The following is a 16,818-nucleotide window of genomic DNA, read 5'->3' on the forward strand; positions in this document are numbered from 1 at the left end:
AAAAGAAACACTATTTACGAATAAACACTAAAAATGAAACATTGGGTAGAAGCAGCACGTCTGCGAACATTGCCACTTTCGGTATCAGGAATTATTGTGGGGAGTATGTATGCTTTAGCATATCCGACAGCCAATGTGCTGACGCCGACCGAAGTTTTTAATTGGCAGCTATTTGGCTTTGCCATCCTGACAACACTGGGACTTCAGGTACTTTCCAATTTTGCAAATGATTATGGTGACGGAATCAAAGGAACCGATAATGAAGACCGGATTGGTCCGAAACGGGCAATCCAAAGCGGCGTAATTTCGCCACAAGCCATGAAACGGGCCATTATCATTACTTCTGTACTGACTTTTATTTCAGCCGTTTTGCTGATTTATTTCGCGTTTGGCGAAACGAATATAGGTTACTCGATTTTCTTTTTAGTATTAGGCCTTCTGGCTATTGCCTCGGCTATCCGATATACAGTTGGGAATACGGCTTATGGCTACCGTGGTTATGGTGACCTTTTTGTTTTTGTGTTTTTCGGGTTGGTGAGTACGCTGGGTGTTAACTTTTTATATTCTAAAGAGTTGGACTATAAACTTTTCCTTCCGGCTATAGCGATAGGTTTTTTGAGTGTAGGAGTACTAAACCTCAACAACATGAGAGACGAAGAATCGGATAGAAAATCAGGTAAAAACACTATTGTTGTGAAAATTGGCGGAGCAAAAGCAAAAAAATACCATTATTTTCTGGTAATTTCTGCCATGATTTTGGTGCTTGTTTTTGCGGTGTTGAATAATTTCCAGTTTGACCAGTATATTTTCGTCGTGGCTTATTTCCCATTAATCAGCCATTTGATAACGGTGTATAAAAATAAAGACCCTAAAAAATTAGACCCGGAATTAAAAAAACTGGCTATCAGTACTTTTCTTTTGTCAGTACTGCTTTCATTATGCCTGATTTTTTTCCTTTCGGATATTATTGTAAATAATTAAAATAAAAAACTATGAAAATTACATTCTACGGACACGCAAGCCTCGGTATCGAAGTAGGAGGCAAAAATATCATTGTAGACCCTTATATAACTGCAAATGAGTTGGCAAGCCATATCAATATTGAGGAACTTAAAGCCGATTATATTTTAGTGACGCATGCACACGGTGACCACGTCCTCGATGTAGAGGCTATTGCCAGGCGTACTGGGGCAACCATTGTTTCAAATGCAGAAATCGCATGGTATTTTGAAGCAAAAGGACTAAAAAGCCATCCAATGAACCATGGCGGAAGCTGGAAATTTGATTTCGGAACTGTAAAATATGTGAACGCCATTCATTCCAGTTCGTTTAATGATGGCAAATATGGCGGGAATCCTGGCGGTTTTGTGATTGAAGGCGAACATAAGAATATTTATATTGCCGGCGATACTGCCCTGACTTTTGACATGAAGCTCATTCCATTAAGAACCAAGCTTGACTTGGCTATTTTTCCGATAGGAAACAATTTCACAATGGATGTTGAAGATGCCATTATTGCTTCTGATTTTGTGGAATGCGATAAGATTTTAGGGTGCCATTATGATACTTTCGGTTATATCAAAATCGATAAGGAAGAAGCCAAAAAGAAATTTTTTGACAGAGGAAAAGACCTGATGTTATTAGAAATCGGGGATTCCATCGATATTTAATACAAATAAAAAAGTAAGGAAAAAGGATTTGTAGTCCTTTTTCTTTTTTTTATGCTCTGGGAGCAATTAATGAATTATTTGCAAAAATGCTTACACGAAAAATTACGTTTCTTTTGTTTTTGGTTTTAGCCCAATCTGCTTTCTCACAGCAAGATGGCTATTGGGATAAAGAGCGCGCTACAACAAAAGAAATCATTGTCTCGGCCGGAGAAAAGATAACGGTAAAGACAGAAGACCTGCCAATGGGCACAACAGAAATTGTTTACAGGATTACAATTCTGGATGAAAACCAGCAAATGGCAAACAGTCTTAGTTCGCTCTTAAAAGCAATACCGGACCCAAGCGGTATTAGTCAGGGTGCTGCTGGTGCTGTGTTTCTGACTTCTAAGATTTCCGGTGATGATAAATGCAAATACGGCATATTTTCAAGCAATGCCTTTGCAAAAGAGTATAAAGAGAAAGGGAAAACAGACAATGCCTGCCTTTTTCAGAATAGTCCGGTAAACAAAGAAGCCAGACGACTTTCTATAGACAAATCTTCCTGTTTAAAGACAGGACAGGAATACTTATGGTTCGGCTTTGAAAGCATGAACTGGATTATGAAACAGAAAATAGTCCTTGAAATCGTGCCATGGGTTGATAATAAGCTGAGCCGGGGCTGGACATTGGAAAACAGGCAGACAATCATCAGGCAGATTAAGGCTTCAGACCTGGCTAAGAAAATGCTGAATGCGGATGACTTCTCGCTTTGCATTCTCGAAAAGATGCAGAAGCGCTATAAATTTCAGGAATTTCAGAATCTTTTGGCGATTGAAAAAAACAAAGCCTTTAAGGATTTTGGCAATGCCTGTCTTTTGGAAAAACCGGCAAACAAATCGATATTGACTGCTATAAGATTGGATGCAATGCAGTATTTTAAAAACAGAAAATACGAACAGGCAATTGATTTGTTACAGACCGGGATTATGGAGAACGGAAATGCCTCTGTATTGGATTATAACGCTTTGGGACAGTATTATTTGTATTCCAGACAGTTTGACAAAGCCTTGAAGGCTTTAAAAGAGGGAGAAAGCAAGGATGAGTCGGAATTGCTTATTCAATTGAATATGGCGCATGTATATTTGCTGAAAGGCGATTACAAAAAGGCAAAAGAAATCCATAAAAAATACAGAGGACAAAACGTTACTCCAACCTTGTCGTGGAAAGCCAGGGCCCAATTTGATTTTGATGACCTGAGAAAGGCAGGATTTGTAAGTGATGATTTTGACAGGATTTTAAAACTGCTTGAAGAATAAACAGATTGACTATGCTAAAAGCATCCTATAAAAAATATATTCTCGATTTTAAGCGTCCATCAGGCACTTCCCGAGGCATAATGACCCATAAAGAAACCTGGTTCCTTATTCTGGAGGAAAATGGCAAACTGGGAATAGGTGAGTGCGGTATTCTGAGAACGTTAAGTGCAGACGACAGGCCGGATTACGAAGAAAAGCTAAAATGGGTTTGCGAAAACATTCATCTTGGAAAAGAAAAGCTTTGGGAAATGCTTCTTGAATTTCCTTCTTTGCAGTTTGGTGTTGAAATGGCTTTTCTGTCTTTAGATAGCAATACGCCTTTTTTATTGTTCCCTTCCGATTTTACAAATGGCAAAAAAAACATCCCGATTAATGGTTTGGTATGGATGGGTGAGCCTGCTTTTATGAAGTCACAAATCGAAGAAAAACTGGCTGAAGGATTTCATTGCATAAAGCTCAAAATAGGAGCCATAGATTTTGAAAAAGAGCTCGGATTATTGCGTCTTATACGTGAAAATTATGATGTTTCTACGATAGAAATCCGGGTAGATGCCAATGGTGGATTTACTTCAAGTGAAGCTTTGTTTAAATTAAATCAATTATCTGAATTTAAAATACATAGCATAGAACAGCCTATACAAAAAAATCAACATGACAGTATGTCAGAGCTGTGTAAAAACGCTCCTTTTCCTATTGCCTTGGATGAAGAGCTGATAGGTGTCTTTGATTATGCTCAAAAAGAAGCCCTGTTACAAAAAATCAGGCCGCAATATATCATTTTAAAACCAAGTCTTATAGGTGGTTTTAGGGGTTCTGAGGAATGGATTGCATTGGCCGAAAAATACAATATTGGTTGGTGGGCCACCTCAGCTTTAGAAAGCAATATTGGTTTGAATGCTATTGCCCAATGGACGTTTCAAAAACAGAATCCGATGCCCCAGGGTTTAGGCACAGGAAGTCTTTATACCAACAATTTTGATTGTCCGCTTGAAGTAAAAAAGGGTGAATTGGTCTATAATCCGGATTTGGATTGGAATATTGACCTACTGCTAAAGGCTTGATTTATTGTTTTGTGACAATAGGCGCGCTCAAACAGCTTTCCGGTATATTAAAAGCATTGACCAAAGGCACGGCATTCTGCCTGATTTCCCAGCATAATTGGTTTACCGATTTCCGTATTGCTTTTGTTTTTACGCCTTCCATATAACCCTGTTCCAGATACCAGCTGGCATTTTTTTCAAGTGTTGAAAGTGCGTAAAGCTGACAGAGTTTTTTCAAAACAGCCTTGCAACCTTCGTCTTTTGTGTTTTCAACCTGTAGCTGGAACTGTTCTAATACAATTCTTTCCAGATAGGCCTGACTTACGTTTATCAAGTGATGTTGTGCGATATTAAATGCGTCAAAAGAATCCAGGCCGCTATCCAGCAGTTTTTTGATGCGTTTTGCCGCAGAAGCCTGTATTTCTTTTTCACGGAAAGTAAATGCATGAATATGAAATTCGCTGTCAATCAGATGGTTTTCATCTGTATTCCTTGTGGCAAAAGGATTTTTATAAGTGATGGAAGTCTTGGCCTGGTCTACCACATAATTGAAGAGGCTTAGCACGTTCATTTCTCCAAACTGATTTCTAAACTCGGTAAGTCGGTTTTTCGCTACCAGATTCATCAGTACGGTATTATCACCTTCAAAAGTAGTATAGACTTCGGTATCATTTTTCAATGCATCAAACCGGTTTTCAGACAAATAGCCTTTTCCGCCACAGGCTTCACGGCATTCCTGAATCGTATCGCGTGTATTCCAGGTGGAATAGGCTTTCATACCGGCAGCCAGTGCTTCGATTTCCTGCATTTCGGATTCCTGTCTTTTGACAAACCGTTGTGTGACATATTGCAGTGCAAAATGAACAGCATATGATTTTGCCAGATAGGGCATCAATCTGCGCTGGTGTATCCTGTAATTTAAGATAGGCACTTCAGAACCTCCCTGTGGGCCAAACTGCCTTCTTTGGTCACCATAGCGTATGGCAATCGTTAAGGCCGATTTTGCGGCGGCCAGGGCGGAACGCGGAACGCCAATTCTTCCGCCTACCAAAGTGCCGAGCATGGTGAAAAAGCGACGGTTATCACTGGCAATAGGACTTACAAATTGTCCTTTGCTGTTGATGGATGCGAACCTGTCGAGCATATTTTCTTTAGGAATGATGACATTGTCAAAGTAAATAATTCCGTTGTCGACACCGTTCAGGCCCATTTTATGACCGCAGTCTTCAATTGTTATGCCTTGCAGCACATTGTTTTTTGAATCGCGTATTGGCACGATAAAAGCATTAACACCATGGTCTTTGCCGTCGATGATTAATTTTGCAAATACGGTTGCCATTTGTCCGTCACGGGCCGCATTACCAATGTATTCTTTTCTGGCGAGCTTGTGTGGTGTGTTTATTGTAAAAGTCTTTGTTTTGTGGTCGTAAATAGCTGTCGTTTCCAACGATTTAACATTAGAGCCATGATTGGTTTCTGTCATAGCAAAACAACCGGGAAGTTTAAGTGAACCAATGTCTTTCAGGTATTTTGCATAATGTTTTTCTGTTCCGAGTGATTGGATGCTCATTCCCCAAAGTCCAAATTGCACTCCAAACTTGATAACGAGGCTCAAATCGTGGTAGCTAAGGGTTTCCATAATAGAGAAGTAGGCTTCTATATCATCCTGTCCTCCGTGTTTTTTGGGATAGGCGGTAGCTCCAAGTCCTTCCTTGGCAAGTATCTTGCACCATTTCAGGACCTTTTCACGATAGACTTCAATATCATTAGAGGTTTCGTATTTGAAAGTGGGGCGGCTGATTACCTTCTTGACGGTATTGATGATTTCGGCCTGGTTTCCGTCTAATATTTCGGTTAGTTTTTCAACTGAAAAAGTAGCTTCGGTACTATATTTTGAAGTAATGGTGTCGTGTGTTTCCTTAAAGGCGTAAACTGCTTCGTTACTAATGATTCCCAATGATTTCTCCAGATTTTGAAGATAGAAGTAAAGCGGTTTTAGTTTTTCATTGCTGATTTTAGGGTCGTCAAGCAATGCGAGTTTTAGGGCAATATCCGTAAGCGATTCCTCTTCACTGTCTTCATTTACGGCTTTTTTTATAGAATCCTTCCATTCGAGAAGCTCTGTTCTTGTTGGCGGATTGTCAATGTTTATTTTAGAAAGCAGTTCTTTTTTGTCTGCTTTGGTCAGCCAATCCTGCGAATTAATCGATTCTTGGAGCAGGGTAGCTTCTTTTTCTGTGAGTACATCATCAGACCAGGCAATATAAAATAAGGGTAGGAAAGAGTTTAAAATTGGATTTGTCATAATACAATAATTTCTATAAGAGCAGTAATTTCTGGTCTTTTAAAGTTAAGCAATTATGACGTCTTTGAATTTAAATGTTTGTTAATTTAATTGCCTTATTTGAGTTTGTCAAGTGCTTTTTGTGCTTGTTGTTTTGCACTCTCGTCACCATGTTCTAAGGTAAGTTTATAGAATTTGATAGCATTGGCTTTGTCGCCCTTCTCCTTATAGGTATAGGCAATGTTGCCTAAAACAATTGCATCGCTTGGATTGATTTGGTGTGCCTTGAGCGAATACTGCAATGATTTGTCGTATTCTTTGTTGATAATATAGAATATGGAAATGTTTGAAAGGCTTTCGACGTGTTTGGGATTGTATTTTAAAACGGTTTCCGAAATTCGCTTGATGTTTTTGAGAAGATTATCATTGCCAGTATTGTATAGCTGTTCTACATAGCTTTGAATGTTTCCAAGCATAAAGTTTTCCGGATCATCGACCGGCTTGTTCAGTGTCCAAAGCCATTTGTTGTTGTTTTTGCCAGACTGCTCGATGGTTTTAATTATTTCTTTTGTAAAAGCCTCGTAATCTTTATTTAAACCCAAACCGTAAATTTTACCAAAACGCATGTCAAGCCTGTTGGGAAATTTTGAAATCCCTTTATCGATGCTTTCATAAGCTTTTTTCAGGAAATAAGTATCATACACAATTGAACTGCCCATATAACCGGCAACATTTCCCGTGGAATCTACTAATTTCAGGCTTTCCTTGCCTTTATTTTCCTTATCGATAGAAACGACTTCCTGTCTGCTTTTGGAAAAATAATAATTGTAATAGGAGGTGTATAATTCAGGGTCTTTGGCATTTGATTTTTCCCATTGCGTTAGGATTTGTAACTGTTTTGTAGTGTCATTTGCTTTTAAGGCATCCTGAAAGTTTTTATATGAATCCTGGCAATAAGCGGATATGGAAAGGAAAAATAATGCTAAGCCGATTGTTTTTTTCATAACGATTATGATTGTAGTTTTTGTTGGTATTTTCTCAAAGATTCCAAAGCCTGGTGCTGTACTTTTTTATGAAGAAAGGAAGACCATCCCAACAATAAGCCTGTTGTTCCCAAGGCTTGTTTTGCCCAATTCCAGAAATCAAACGAGTCGGTATGCCTGATAATCAATCCGTCTTTAAATTCAAAAGAAGCGTTTATTTTATTAATGACCTTTCGGTTGGTTTTTGTGAAATGGTAAGTGGCAATCCAGGTGGCGCTTCCTTTTTGTCCGTCAGCTTTGATATCTGCAAATTCGATATTCAGGTTTCCTTTTGCCCGTTCAATGAGCATATGCCACATATCAGAAACATCTTTTCCATGCAGTTTTCCAAAAGCAGGGTCTTCAAAAACAATATCCGGATGGTAGCAGCTGGACATGGTTTCTGCATTTTGGGCAGCAAAGGCTGCATAAAACTCTTCGATAATCTGTTCGTTGGTGTTCATTTTTCAGGTTTGGTATGCTAAAATAGGTAAATATTGCCTACGGTGTATAACTATCTGTCCAATCTGTTGAGCGAATGGCGGCTACCTTGTTGTCCTTATCTAACGTAACCTGTAATTCTTTTTGAGCAAATTTTCTTTGATAATCCGCTTTATATCTAAAGATAAGTGATTCGTCGGTATTATTCCTAATCACCTCAACCAGTCTTAAGTCTTCAAATTTGCCATACTTGATTGAAAATTTCCTGCAGGTACTCGATAGTCTTTCTATGGTAGTGTTTTGTATTACCTTGTCGGTTGCTTCTTCTTTTGTGAAAGGTTTGAATTTGGAAGTATTACAGGCATTCAATACTCTTTTTCCCAGTTCGTAGGCCTTGTTTTTTTGCGACGGACTTACTTGAGAGAGTTCTAATTTTGCCATTTTTGGAGTCGATGGTTTTGATTTGCATGCTCCCAGAATAGCGATGCCAAACAACAGTAAGAATATTTTTTTCATAGTAATAATTCTTTTGTTTTTAAATAATATCGTTTTGTCAAATAGTTTATTTATAGTGATATAAACAATATTATATAAAGTAAAAAATAAAATTTATTTAAACTGCTTTTTACAACAGTAAATGACCTTTGATTAAATAAGCCAGCAAACTTTGCCGGCTTATCTGTTTAATTTTTAGATTTCTTGATTTCGACAGAAGCGTCATTTTTAGAAACGCTGATGCCTGTTTTATTTTTACCGTCTTTTGTTTCAACTGCAGCACCATCTTTGCTTACCGAAATATTAGTTCCATCTTCATCTTGTGATGTTGCGGGTACTCCGGTTGTTGGTGAAGGTGGTGGCGTAGGATTATCTACCGGTGGTGTTTTAGGTGCCGGTTCAGGTACTTTTTTATCTTCTCTGCAGGAGGCAAAAGCAAAAAGTGCTGTCATGCCAACGATAAGGATTGACTTTTTCATGGGATAGGAATTTTTAAAGGTTTATATTTTGAATTTACTCAATTTTATTTAAAAACCCTAAAATAGATGGCCCAAATCACCAATTTTATGAAGATATTGGGAATTGTTGTGATTTTGGCAAGAGCTGGCCGCATATTATTTTTTTCTAAAAATTCCAATGTTAAGTTTTTGCTTCAGGTGAAAACTTAACATTGGCGAATGAATTAAAGCCTTAATTTTGTTAACGTTAAATTTACAATAGATTAACTTTAAAGAAATACAGCTAAAAATCTCAAGGAATTTTTAATAAAATAAACAAATAGTAAATCCGATACAATGAGTCAAATAAGCGAAACCAATTCAGGCAATACACCAGAGAAAAGCCAGGATGCTCCAAAAGCAGCTCCGGCCGCAGCCAAACCGGCAAGTCCAAAAACAGCTGCAACAGCAAAAACAACAAAGCCGGCTGGTACAACAGCTAAAACCACAACAGCAAAGCCCGCTACTGCAAGAGCAACAGCACCAGGAACAACAGCGGCAAAACCAACTACAACAAAACCTGCCGCAAGAACATCCAATGCTTCAAAAACGATTGCTTCCAAACCTGCAACAGCAAAAACGGCAGCAGTTTCAAAAACGACCACTGCAAGCAAAACTGTTTCTGCTAAACCAGAATCTAAAGAAAGTGCAGAAGTGGCTTCTCAAGAGGCAGAAAAATCGGTAGTAGCACAGGTAGCTCAAGAAAATACCGAAGTGGCAAAGAAAGATAAGAAGAAATCAAAAAAGGCTAAAAAAGAGAAGGAAAAAGCCAAAAAAGCAAAAAAGAAGAAGAAAGAAAAAGCAAAAGCTAAAAAGAAAAAAGAGAAGGAAAAAAAGAAAAAAGCCAGAAAAAAAGCGAAGGCAAAAAAAGCAGCAAAAGCCAAAGCGAAAGCAAAAGCCAAAAAGAAAAAGAAATCTAAAAAATAAGATGGAAGTATAAACCGGCGCTAATTTACCGCCGGTTTTTTATTTGTTAGTTATTGAAAGCTTCTCCTGTCAATTCGTTATTAGCAAAAACTCCGGCAATTGAACCGGTAGATACAGACACGGCAACAGACCTTCCGCTTGTACTGTCTCCGCAAGCAAATACGCCGTCAATATTTGTTTTTTGAAAAGCATCGGTTTTTATAAGTCCCTGTTCCGTCAATTCACAGCCTAATTCTTCAGGAATAGGGCAGTGTTGTATGTAATTAGGTCTGCAGTAAATGGTTTCCACAGGAAATTGGGTCCCGTCTTTAAAGACGATATGACGCACTTTCCCTTTGTCGTGTTCAATATGACTAATAGCTTCTTCGATGATTTTTACTCCGTTTTTTTTGACTATTTCGGCCTGTTCTGCTGTCAGTATTGAAATTCCGTCAGTGAAAAGTGCAAGGTCTTTTGTCCAGTTTGATAACAGTTGTGCATAATGAAAACCGCTATCCTCATTGGCCAAAATAGCGGTTTTAGTATCACGCGCTTCATAACCGTGGCAATAAGGACAATGCAGAATAGAAATGCCCCAACAGTCGGCAAAGCCATCTATTTCAGGCATAATATCTTTTAATCCGGTTGCAAAAATCAATTTTTTTGAAGTGAATTTTTCTCCTGTTTCTGTGATTACTTCAAAATCATTCCCTGTTTTATGCGCCTTTATAGCCAGACCTTCATGAAAACTGACAGTGGGATAATCCATCACTTGTTTTTTTGCCTTTTGTGAAATTGCTGCTGGTGTTTCCCCGTCTTGTGTCAGGAAATTGTGGGAATGCGGTGTCTGCCTGTTACAAGGTTTTCCGCTGTCAATAATCAGGACTTTTCGTAAAGAACGTCCTAAGCTCATTGCTGCCGAAAGGCCGGAATAGCTACCGCCTATAATGATAACTTCAAAAGTGTTGCTGTCTGCCATTGTAATCGTATTTAGATTAATAAAAGTGGGTAGTGGTGTGGTATGTTAAAATTAAGCAGTAAAATCCAAAATAGATTTCTGCGAAACGTATCAAAGATAAATATTTTTTGTATTATTGCAACTAAGTCGCATTAAAAAATAAAATTATGAGTACCCGAAATACCAAAACAAAAAGTATAATCCTTGATTCATTGAAGAAATCCAGACAGGCACTAAGCCATGAAAATCTGTTAAATACTTTAGACGGACAGGCAGACAGGGCTACTATTTACAGGGTTTTGAATCGTTTTTGTGATGAGGGTATTGCACACAGGATTATAGGCGATGACGGCAAGCAATATTTTGCAATTTGTATTAATTGTGAAAAGAAACAGCATCATCACAACCATTTTCATTTTCGTTGTTTAGGCTGTGATAAGGTAGAATGTATGCCCAACGAAGCCAATCTCAATTTGCCTCCGGGTTATAGTGTTGCCAATTTTAATGGTTTTATTTCAGGGTATTGTCCTAATTGCAGTTAGAACTATTTGCCTTAGTGAATGGTAATCCAATCTGTTTTGGCATTGAAATCGATTATTTTTCCGGGAGCATCAGGTGTTTCATAGCTGCCTACCTGATGTTCGGGGTCTTTCATAAATACAAAATCCCAGTTTGTTTTTTCGTCATACATAAATTCCCAACTCATCATAAGATTTTGATATAGCGGTAAATTACCGTAATGACGCTGGATGTCTTTTATGGTAGCATTGGGGTGTAATCCACTATCTGTTTTCAGTTCTTTGTGTATGGCAGCAATGGCGAGTAATATATTAGTATCCATTTCAGGAATGAGTCCCAAAACAGGCTGGTCTTTCCAATAGTAGATATACGCATCGCCACCTCCATCAAATCCGAAATCAAAGGGGTCGCATCGTTTTCGGGTGAGTCCTCTCAGGTATTTTTCGCTTTCTTCCAAAGACATGCCTACGTTTATGCGTCCTAATCCTCCTTTTCTGATTTGGAAATCCTCAAAGCGGAAGCCTTCTTCTGATGGAATTACAGCGGTTTCTATAGTTTCAGTTGGTTCTTCTTCTTTTACTGTATTTTGGAGTTTGGTTTCTTCTTTGCAGGAGCAGAATAGGAATAAAGAGAATAATAAGGTTGCTTTTAGTCTCATAGAATGGGCTTTATTGCAAATATAGAAGATTACCGCAATCATTTTTGGTTCATCTCAAAGAATTGATTTTTCTGAACGCAAATTTAGGGGCAAGGCGTGCGAGATAATACAATATCCTGACTTTGCCAACCCTTATTTCATTTTTTCCATTTATTAGGCCTTTGATCATTTCATTTACAGCCTTATGAGGTGTTATGGCTATTTTTGGTGCATTGCCTTCATGCCAGGGAGTATCTACAACAGGAAATAATACTTCTGTCACTTTTATAGAATTGTTTTTAAGCTGATTTCTTAAAACCTGAGTAAACGAGTGCAGCGCAGCTTTGGTGGCGTTGTAAAACGGATAATCCGTTCTTGGCACATAGACCAACCCCGTAGTAATATTGATGATTTTTGCATTGGGATTAACTGCTAGCAATGGCAGGAATAGTTGGCACAGGTGAATAGGTGCCTGGAGATTGGTCGCTATTTCCCGGGCTGATTTTTCGTAGCTTTCTGCATCCTCAGCAAATTGAATCCGATGCACAATAGCCGCATTGTTGATTAGTATATTTATTTCTGGATGGTGTTCTTCAATCCATTTGCTCAATTTCCTGCGTTCTTCTTCAATAGAAATATCACAGACATAAGTTATTATTCCAGGCACTGTCTTTTGTGCCTGCCGTAATTTTTCGGATGTTCTCGAACAAACAATTACTTTGTTTCCCAGACTGATAAACTGTTTTGCCATTTCAAGCCCCAGACCGGAACTTCCGCCCGTAATCAGGATGGTGTTGTTTTGTAAAGTCATTAAATTCTATTTTAATAGGTTTATGGCCCAAAAATAGAAGGCGCAATCGGTTAAAAAATTGACTTATGTTAAGCGGGCTTATTTTTTCGGATGCGGCTCAAGGATTCAGGTTGTATACCGAGATAGGAAGCTACAATTTGCAGTTTTATTCTTTTTTCCAAATCGGGAAATTCAGTTGTGAAAATCTTATAACGCGCTTCGGCATCCAGTAAAAGCAATTCCCTTTCTCTTTTTTCTTTGGTAAAATATCCTTTTTCCAGCGCCTGGATAAGAAACTTGTCCCAAAAAGAATCCTCCTGTTGCAGCAACAGCCATTTTTTATAATCTATTTCCAGTATCTCGGAGTCTTCAAGAGCCTGAATGTAAAAGAAGGACGATGTTTCGTAGCGCATAGCCGAGTAGGCACTCAAAACGGTAGCTGCCGGAATAAAACCTTTGGTAAATTCATTCCCTTTTTCATCTATATAATAATACCGGAAGAGTCCGTTGATAACAATTGCAAATGTTTTGGGTGTTTGTCCTGCGGAAATATAGTCTTCACCGCTGCTTATTGGTTTGGTTCTGGAAATAGATAATAACTCCGCGGCTTGTTTTTCAGGAATGCCTAACCGTTTTAGTACATCTTTTGGACTGTCCATCGCATAAAATTTGCTTTCCAAATTACTATTTTTGTTTCAATAAATTATCAAACCATGATAAATGAAGCAGAATTGGCTCAACGTTTGGGGTTAAATGCCGACAGGCTAAAAGAATTCTTATCTGTTTCTGAAACCCGGGAGTTTAAAAAGAACAGTATTCTATTTGAAGGCAATGCAGTTTGCGATTGGTTGGGCTATATTGTCAATGGAGCTGTAAGGACTTACTGCGTGAATGATTTGGGAGAAGAAATCAGTTTCTTGCTTCAGGTGAATGGTGACTTTTTTGGCGATTACGAAAGTTATATAACCAATCAGAAATCCGGTTTTATCATCAAAACTACCTTAGATACGGAAATTTTGGTTTTTCAAAAGAAGCATCTGGATACATTAATAGACAGTGATATTTTCTGGACCAGGTTCAGTAAAACGATGTCGGATATCTGTTTTTTAGAAGCGAAGCGCAGGATAGAGGATTTGCTTTTTTACAGCCCTGAAGAACGTTATCAGAACCTTTTGCGGAAGTCGCCGGAAATCATCAGAAAAATACCTCAGAAATACATTTCAAGCTATTTAGGTATCACGGCACAATCGCTGAGCCGTATACGAAAACGAGGCAATTAATTAACTTTAGTGAACGTTTTTTCATTTTCGGTACTGCAATTTTGCCTTATCAAAAACATCAGCAAATGGAAATAGCGATCATAGGAGCAGGAATAGGAGGACTAACTACCGCCTTAGCTCTAAAAAAAGCAGGAATCTCTTTTAAAGTTTATGAAAGTGCAGACGAATTAAAACCCGTAGGCGCAGGCATCATACTAGCAATGAATGCCATGCAGGTATACCGTCATCTGGGTCTGGCCGATACGATTGCCCGGCATGGGAATAGGATTACTGCCATGAATCTTACCAAACCCAATTTTAGCAAACTTTCATCCAATGACCTTCGTTTTTTCGAAAAACAATTAAATGTCAGTACAATTGCCATTCACAGAGCCGACCTGCATAAAATATTGGCAGAAGAAGTAGGGCTGGAACATATCATTTTGGGCAAGAGACTTAAGGATATTATTCCTTATGAAAACATTCATCATGTTGAATTTGAAGACGGTACATCGGTTAAAGCCCGATACCTTATCGGTGCCGATGGAATCCGGTCTGTTGTAAGGACATTGCTATTCCCGAAAAGTGAATTGCGTGATGCCGGACAATGGTGTTGGCGTGGTGTAGTTGACAAGGTCGAATTGCCGGGAACCTATAGGAATGAAGCTAATGAAGCCTGGGGAAAAGGCACCCGGTTTGGTTTTGTCCAGCTTAATGACCGTCAACTATACTGGTATTTTCTTGCTGATAAGGATATGGCGGAAGTTGATTCTGATATTGTCCCTTTTTTAAAAGACTACCATCCATCAGTAGCACATATTATAAAAGCCACTCCAAAGGAAAATTGGTTTGTTTCTCCAATTATGGATTTAAAACCGATACAGCAATGGAGTTTGGATAACGTTTGCCTTATTGGTGATGCGGCCCATGCTACGACGCCTAATTTGGGTCAGGGAGCCTGTCAGGCAATTGAAGATGCTTATGTGCTAGGAGAGTTGCTTAAAAAGCATTCTATAAATGAAGCGTTTCGCCTGTATCCTCAATTGCGCAAAGAAAAAGCGCATGCTGTGGTAGCCATGAGTTGGAAAATAGGCAAACTGTCGCACCTCAGAAATCCATTTGGGATTACATTTAGGAATCTTGTTATGAAAGCCACGCCGACTTGTCTAAACCGAAGACAATTGGCAAAATTGTTTGCTTTAGAAAGTAAAAGCTGATTCGATAGAATCAGCTTTTTAGTTTTTTAATGGCATTTTCGACAGAATCATCTGAATCAAAATATTTTGAGATGATATTTTCCAGTTTTGTTTTGTCTTTCAATACACTATCCAAAGTCTTAATCATAAAATCATAATTGGTCATTTCCGTTTTAGATTGTAATAGAGTACGTATCCATTGCCACATCTGTTTTTCTCCAATTTCTTTTTCAATTGCAAGGAATACAATAGGAGCATAATCGTAAACATAAGTCTGTCGGTCTACGTAATCTGCGGTAGTTTTTATCTTTTGGAATGGTATTGCTTTAAAATCACTTAGAAATTCGAATTTTTCATTGATTTCTTTCTGGCAGACATCTTTACCTAACAGGTCTAAGGAGAGCTTTAGTGACAGATATTCTGCAAAACCTTCGCTTAGCATATCGCCCAGTTCAGAATTAAATACTTTATAAGTGCCAAAATAATAATGTCCTAATTCATGCGCGATAAAAGGCTTGAACCATTTATCGAGAAGACCGCTTAGGCTGTTATTCCCATATCCGACGTTGACTATAGTTGGATAGGCGACAAAAAGCCAACCATCTTTTTTAGAAGTTGGAGTCGTCTGTATAAAAGTAATGGGTTGTCCAAAAGGGATTGATAGCTTTTTTTCGTAGTATTTTTTAAAAGTGCCTGTAAAAGCTTCCAATTCTTTTAGTTTGTCAATGCCAATATCGGGATTTAGGATATAGGTAGTATTGATTTGTTTGTAATCGTAATTTCCACAAAACAGCATCAATTCTTTTGGAGTATCGCTTACAAATCGATTTTTAGATGTTTTGACCGGAATATTTCCATTGACATATAAAGTATTGCAATCTACACATTCAATAGTCACATCATAAGTCATCTGATCATAGATCTTGTCATTTGTAATGTCGTATAGAATAGGATACCATGCGCTTTGTGTTCCGTCGGCACGTACTGAAAATGAATTAAAGGCAATGTTACCTTTCCAGTCTTTTCGACTATAATCATTAATCGTGTCTTTTATGACAGGAAATTTCCCTACATATTTTACCTGTACTGCCTTAGGTAAAAACTTATCCTTTCTGTTGTTAGCCGGAAAATAATAACCTCTGGATTCATAGGCCTTGTCATCAGGAGAAAAGCTATAGCCAATTAGAAATTCATTTGGCTGCAGACTTTTAAAATTAAGAATATTCATTCCGGAATTAATACGGATATAATAGTCTTTGAGGTTGGGAATGTCACTAAGTGTAAAATCACATTCAAATGTGCCTTCAGTAATTGAAATTTTCACATTACCATTCAAATGAGGCGTTTTTTCTTGGGCATAAATAGCCTGAAATCCGAAAAATAGGAAAAAGAGTTTTTTGAGCATGGCTTATATTTACTATTAATTGTGCAATATAAGAATTTAGAAGGGAACAGTAAAACACATATGTTGTTAGAAAATATTCTTCTTTTTATTCTGTAAAATCAATTAAAAAAGCTTTTCTGTTAATATGGTTTATTGTTGTAAGTTGTTTATAACTAGTTTATTATATTGATATCTGATAGCTTCTAAATAAGTAAATTATATAAATAAGCTAGTAATCAATGAATTACAAATAATTAGAAAATAATCTTATTTTATTTTAAAAGAAGATTTATTTCTTATATATTTGCATTGTAATCATTCGATAATAGCCATTCAAAATCTTGTTATCCGGAAAACAATACAAAGAATACTATTCGCCACGAATATTACAAGAAATTAATCTTATAATTTAAACACGAAAAAAA

18 protein-coding genes are annotated in these 16,818 nt (G+C 37.8%); 8 read left to right on the forward strand and 10 right to left on the reverse strand.

From position 1 onward, the window contains the following. Positions 1 to 33 precede the first annotated feature (33 nt). From menA to ASG38_RS01650, 4 genes are all read left to right on the forward strand, one after another. Positions 34 to 981 (forward strand): 1,4-dihydroxy-2-naphthoate octaprenyltransferase, encoded by a 948-nt coding sequence (menA, locus tag ASG38_RS01635; protein ID WP_056066195.1) that lies wholly within the window; start codon positions 34 to 36, stop codon positions 979 to 981. Between the two features lie 11 nt (positions 982 to 992). Then, the gene (locus ASG38_RS01640; protein WP_056066198.1) at positions 993 to 1,670 is read left to right on the forward strand and encodes a metal-dependent hydrolase; all 678 of its coding nucleotides are present in this window, start codon (positions 993 to 995) and stop codon (positions 1,668 to 1,670) included. Positions 1,671 to 1,756: 86 nt separating this feature from the next. Next, positions 1,757 to 2,965 carry a M48 family metallopeptidase gene (locus tag ASG38_RS01645; protein ID WP_056066201.1) on the forward strand — a complete coding sequence of 403 codons (1,209 nt, stop codon included), beginning with the start codon at positions 1,757 to 1,759 and terminating at the stop codon, positions 2,963 to 2,965. 11 nt (positions 2,966 to 2,976) lie between these two features. Next, positions 2,977 to 4,026, forward strand: coding sequence for an o-succinylbenzoate synthase (locus ASG38_RS01650; protein ID WP_056066204.1), 1,050 nt, complete (start codon positions 2,977 to 2,979; stop codon positions 4,024 to 4,026). A 1-nt stretch (position 4,027) separates the two neighbouring features. Here ASG38_RS01650 and ASG38_RS01655 read toward each other — a convergent pair whose 3' ends face one another. The 5 genes from ASG38_RS01655 to ASG38_RS01675 all read right to left on the reverse strand — a co-directional run bounded on the left by ASG38_RS01655 (position 4,028) and on the right by ASG38_RS01675 (position 8,726). After that, on the reverse strand, positions 4,028 to 6,310 hold the full coding sequence (locus ASG38_RS01655) for an acyl-CoA dehydrogenase (RefSeq protein ID WP_056066207.1): 2,283 nt from the start codon (positions 6,308 to 6,310) through the stop codon (positions 4,028 to 4,030). Positions 6,311 to 6,405: 95 nt separating this feature from the next. Continuing rightward, positions 6,406 to 7,293 (reverse strand): type IV pilus biogenesis/stability protein PilW, encoded by an 888-nt coding sequence (locus ASG38_RS01660; RefSeq protein ID WP_056066210.1) that lies wholly within the window; start codon positions 7,291 to 7,293, stop codon positions 6,406 to 6,408. Positions 7,294 to 7,298: 5 nt separating this feature from the next. Next, positions 7,299 to 7,775 carry a nuclear transport factor 2 family protein gene (locus tag ASG38_RS01665; RefSeq protein WP_056066213.1) on the reverse strand — a complete coding sequence of 159 codons (477 nt, stop codon included), beginning with the start codon at positions 7,773 to 7,775 and terminating at the stop codon, positions 7,299 to 7,301. 37 nt (positions 7,776 to 7,812) lie between these two features. Then, positions 7,813 to 8,268 carry a hypothetical protein gene (locus ASG38_RS01670; RefSeq protein WP_056066215.1) on the reverse strand — a complete coding sequence of 152 codons (456 nt, stop codon included), beginning with the start codon at positions 8,266 to 8,268 and terminating at the stop codon, positions 7,813 to 7,815. A 167-nt stretch (positions 8,269 to 8,435) separates the two neighbouring features. Then, positions 8,436 to 8,726: a hypothetical protein gene (locus ASG38_RS01675; protein ID WP_056066218.1), complete on the reverse strand. Its 291-nt coding sequence runs from the start codon at positions 8,724 to 8,726 to the stop codon at positions 8,436 to 8,438. A gap of 315 nt (positions 8,727 to 9,041) precedes the next feature. On the opposite strand from ASG38_RS01675, the gene ASG38_RS17595 reads away from it, so the two are divergent. Continuing rightward, the gene (locus ASG38_RS17595) at positions 9,042 to 9,671 is read left to right on the forward strand and encodes a hypothetical protein (protein ID WP_056066221.1); all 630 of its coding nucleotides are present in this window, start codon (positions 9,042 to 9,044) and stop codon (positions 9,669 to 9,671) included. A gap of 46 nt (positions 9,672 to 9,717) precedes the next feature. Here ASG38_RS17595 and ASG38_RS01685 read toward each other — a convergent pair whose 3' ends face one another. Then, positions 9,718 to 10,629 (reverse strand): NAD(P)/FAD-dependent oxidoreductase, encoded by a 912-nt coding sequence (locus ASG38_RS01685; RefSeq protein WP_056066226.1) that lies wholly within the window; start codon positions 10,627 to 10,629, stop codon positions 9,718 to 9,720. A 146-nt stretch (positions 10,630 to 10,775) separates the two neighbouring features. Between ASG38_RS01685 and ASG38_RS01690 the strand changes: the two genes are divergently transcribed. Next, entirely contained in the window at positions 10,776 to 11,150 is a 375-nt protein-coding gene (locus ASG38_RS01690) for a Fur family transcriptional regulator (protein WP_056066229.1), read from the forward strand. Between the two features lie 11 nt (positions 11,151 to 11,161). Here the strand turns inward: ASG38_RS01690 and ASG38_RS01695 are convergent, their stop codons facing one another. The 3 genes from ASG38_RS01695 to ASG38_RS01705 form a co-directional block, all read right to left on the reverse strand. Beyond that, positions 11,162 to 11,785 carry a hypothetical protein gene (locus ASG38_RS01695; RefSeq protein ID WP_157485976.1) on the reverse strand — a complete coding sequence of 208 codons (624 nt, stop codon included), beginning with the start codon at positions 11,783 to 11,785 and terminating at the stop codon, positions 11,162 to 11,164. Between the two features lie 49 nt (positions 11,786 to 11,834). Further along, positions 11,835 to 12,575 (reverse strand): SDR family oxidoreductase, encoded by a 741-nt coding sequence (locus ASG38_RS01700; RefSeq protein ID WP_056066235.1) that lies wholly within the window; start codon positions 12,573 to 12,575, stop codon positions 11,835 to 11,837. Positions 12,576 to 12,643: 68 nt separating this feature from the next. Continuing rightward, complete coding sequence (locus ASG38_RS01705; RefSeq protein WP_235498544.1) at positions 12,644 to 13,234, reverse strand: Crp/Fnr family transcriptional regulator; 591 nt, start codon at positions 13,232 to 13,234, stop codon at positions 12,644 to 12,646. 33 nt (positions 13,235 to 13,267) lie between these two features. On the opposite strand from ASG38_RS01705, the gene ASG38_RS01710 reads away from it, so the two are divergent. Together ASG38_RS01710 and ASG38_RS01715 are read left to right on the forward strand one after the other, a co-directional pair. Continuing rightward, positions 13,268 to 13,834 carry a Crp/Fnr family transcriptional regulator gene (locus ASG38_RS01710; protein WP_157485977.1) on the forward strand — a complete coding sequence of 189 codons (567 nt, stop codon included), beginning with the start codon at positions 13,268 to 13,270 and terminating at the stop codon, positions 13,832 to 13,834. Positions 13,835 to 13,899: 65 nt separating this feature from the next. Continuing rightward, the gene (locus tag ASG38_RS01715) at positions 13,900 to 15,030 is read left to right on the forward strand and encodes an FAD-dependent monooxygenase (RefSeq protein WP_056066241.1); all 1,131 of its coding nucleotides are present in this window, start codon (positions 13,900 to 13,902) and stop codon (positions 15,028 to 15,030) included. A gap of 10 nt (positions 15,031 to 15,040) precedes the next feature. Here ASG38_RS01715 and ASG38_RS01720 read toward each other — a convergent pair whose 3' ends face one another. After that, positions 15,041 to 16,414: a hypothetical protein gene (locus ASG38_RS01720; RefSeq protein ID WP_056066246.1), complete on the reverse strand. Its 1,374-nt coding sequence runs from the start codon at positions 16,412 to 16,414 to the stop codon at positions 15,041 to 15,043. Positions 16,415 to 16,818: the final 404 nt, after the last annotated feature.

It is taken from the genome of Flavobacterium sp. Leaf359 (assembly GCF_001423985.1).
GTDB classification, from domain to species: domain Bacteria; phylum Bacteroidota; class Bacteroidia; order Flavobacteriales; family Flavobacteriaceae; genus Flavobacterium; species Flavobacterium lindanitolerans.

Excerpts from the sequence above, each read along its gene's own strand:
- ASG38_RS01645 (WP_056066201.1), top strand. The coding sequence starts at position 1,757 with ATGCTTACACGAAAAATTACGTTTCTTTTGTTTTTGGTTTTAGCCCAA.
- ASG38_RS01690 (WP_056066229.1), top strand. The coding sequence starts at position 10,776 with ATGAGTACCCGAAATACCAAAACAAAAAGTATAATCCTTGATTCATTG.
- ASG38_RS01710 (WP_157485977.1), top strand. The coding sequence starts at position 13,268 with ATGATAAATGAAGCAGAATTGGCTCAACGTTTGGGGTTAAATGCCGAC.
- menA (WP_056066195.1), top strand. The coding sequence starts at position 34 with ATGAAACATTGGGTAGAAGCAGCACGTCTGCGAACATTGCCACTTTCG.
- ASG38_RS01700 (WP_056066235.1), bottom strand. The coding sequence starts at position 12,575 with ATGACTTTACAAAACAACACCATCCTGATTACGGGCGGAAGTTCCGGT.
- ASG38_RS01650 (WP_056066204.1), top strand. The coding sequence starts at position 2,977 with ATGCTAAAAGCATCCTATAAAAAATATATTCTCGATTTTAAGCGTCCA.
- ASG38_RS01640 (WP_056066198.1), top strand. The coding sequence starts at position 993 with ATGAAAATTACATTCTACGGACACGCAAGCCTCGGTATCGAAGTAGGA.
- ASG38_RS01695 (WP_157485976.1), bottom strand. The coding sequence starts at position 11,785 with ATGAGACTAAAAGCAACCTTATTATTCTCTTTATTCCTATTCTGCTCC.
- ASG38_RS17595 (WP_056066221.1), top strand. The coding sequence starts at position 9,042 with ATGAGTCAAATAAGCGAAACCAATTCAGGCAATACACCAGAGAAAAGC.
- ASG38_RS01670 (WP_056066215.1), bottom strand. The coding sequence starts at position 8,268 with ATGAAAAAAATATTCTTACTGTTGTTTGGCATCGCTATTCTGGGAGCA.
- ASG38_RS01720 (WP_056066246.1), bottom strand. The coding sequence starts at position 16,414 with ATGCTCAAAAAACTCTTTTTCCTATTTTTCGGATTTCAGGCTATTTAT.
- ASG38_RS01660 (WP_056066210.1), bottom strand. The coding sequence starts at position 7,293 with ATGAAAAAAACAATCGGCTTAGCATTATTTTTCCTTTCCATATCCGCT.
- ASG38_RS01685 (WP_056066226.1), bottom strand. The coding sequence starts at position 10,629 with ATGGCAGACAGCAACACTTTTGAAGTTATCATTATAGGCGGTAGCTAT.
- ASG38_RS01665 (WP_056066213.1), bottom strand. The coding sequence starts at position 7,775 with ATGAACACCAACGAACAGATTATCGAAGAGTTTTATGCAGCCTTTGCT.
- ASG38_RS01715 (WP_056066241.1), top strand. The coding sequence starts at position 13,900 with ATGGAAATAGCGATCATAGGAGCAGGAATAGGAGGACTAACTACCGCC.
- ASG38_RS01675 (WP_056066218.1), bottom strand. The coding sequence starts at position 8,726 with ATGAAAAAGTCAATCCTTATCGTTGGCATGACAGCACTTTTTGCTTTT.
- ASG38_RS01655 (WP_056066207.1), bottom strand. The coding sequence starts at position 6,310 with ATGACAAATCCAATTTTAAACTCTTTCCTACCCTTATTTTATATTGCC.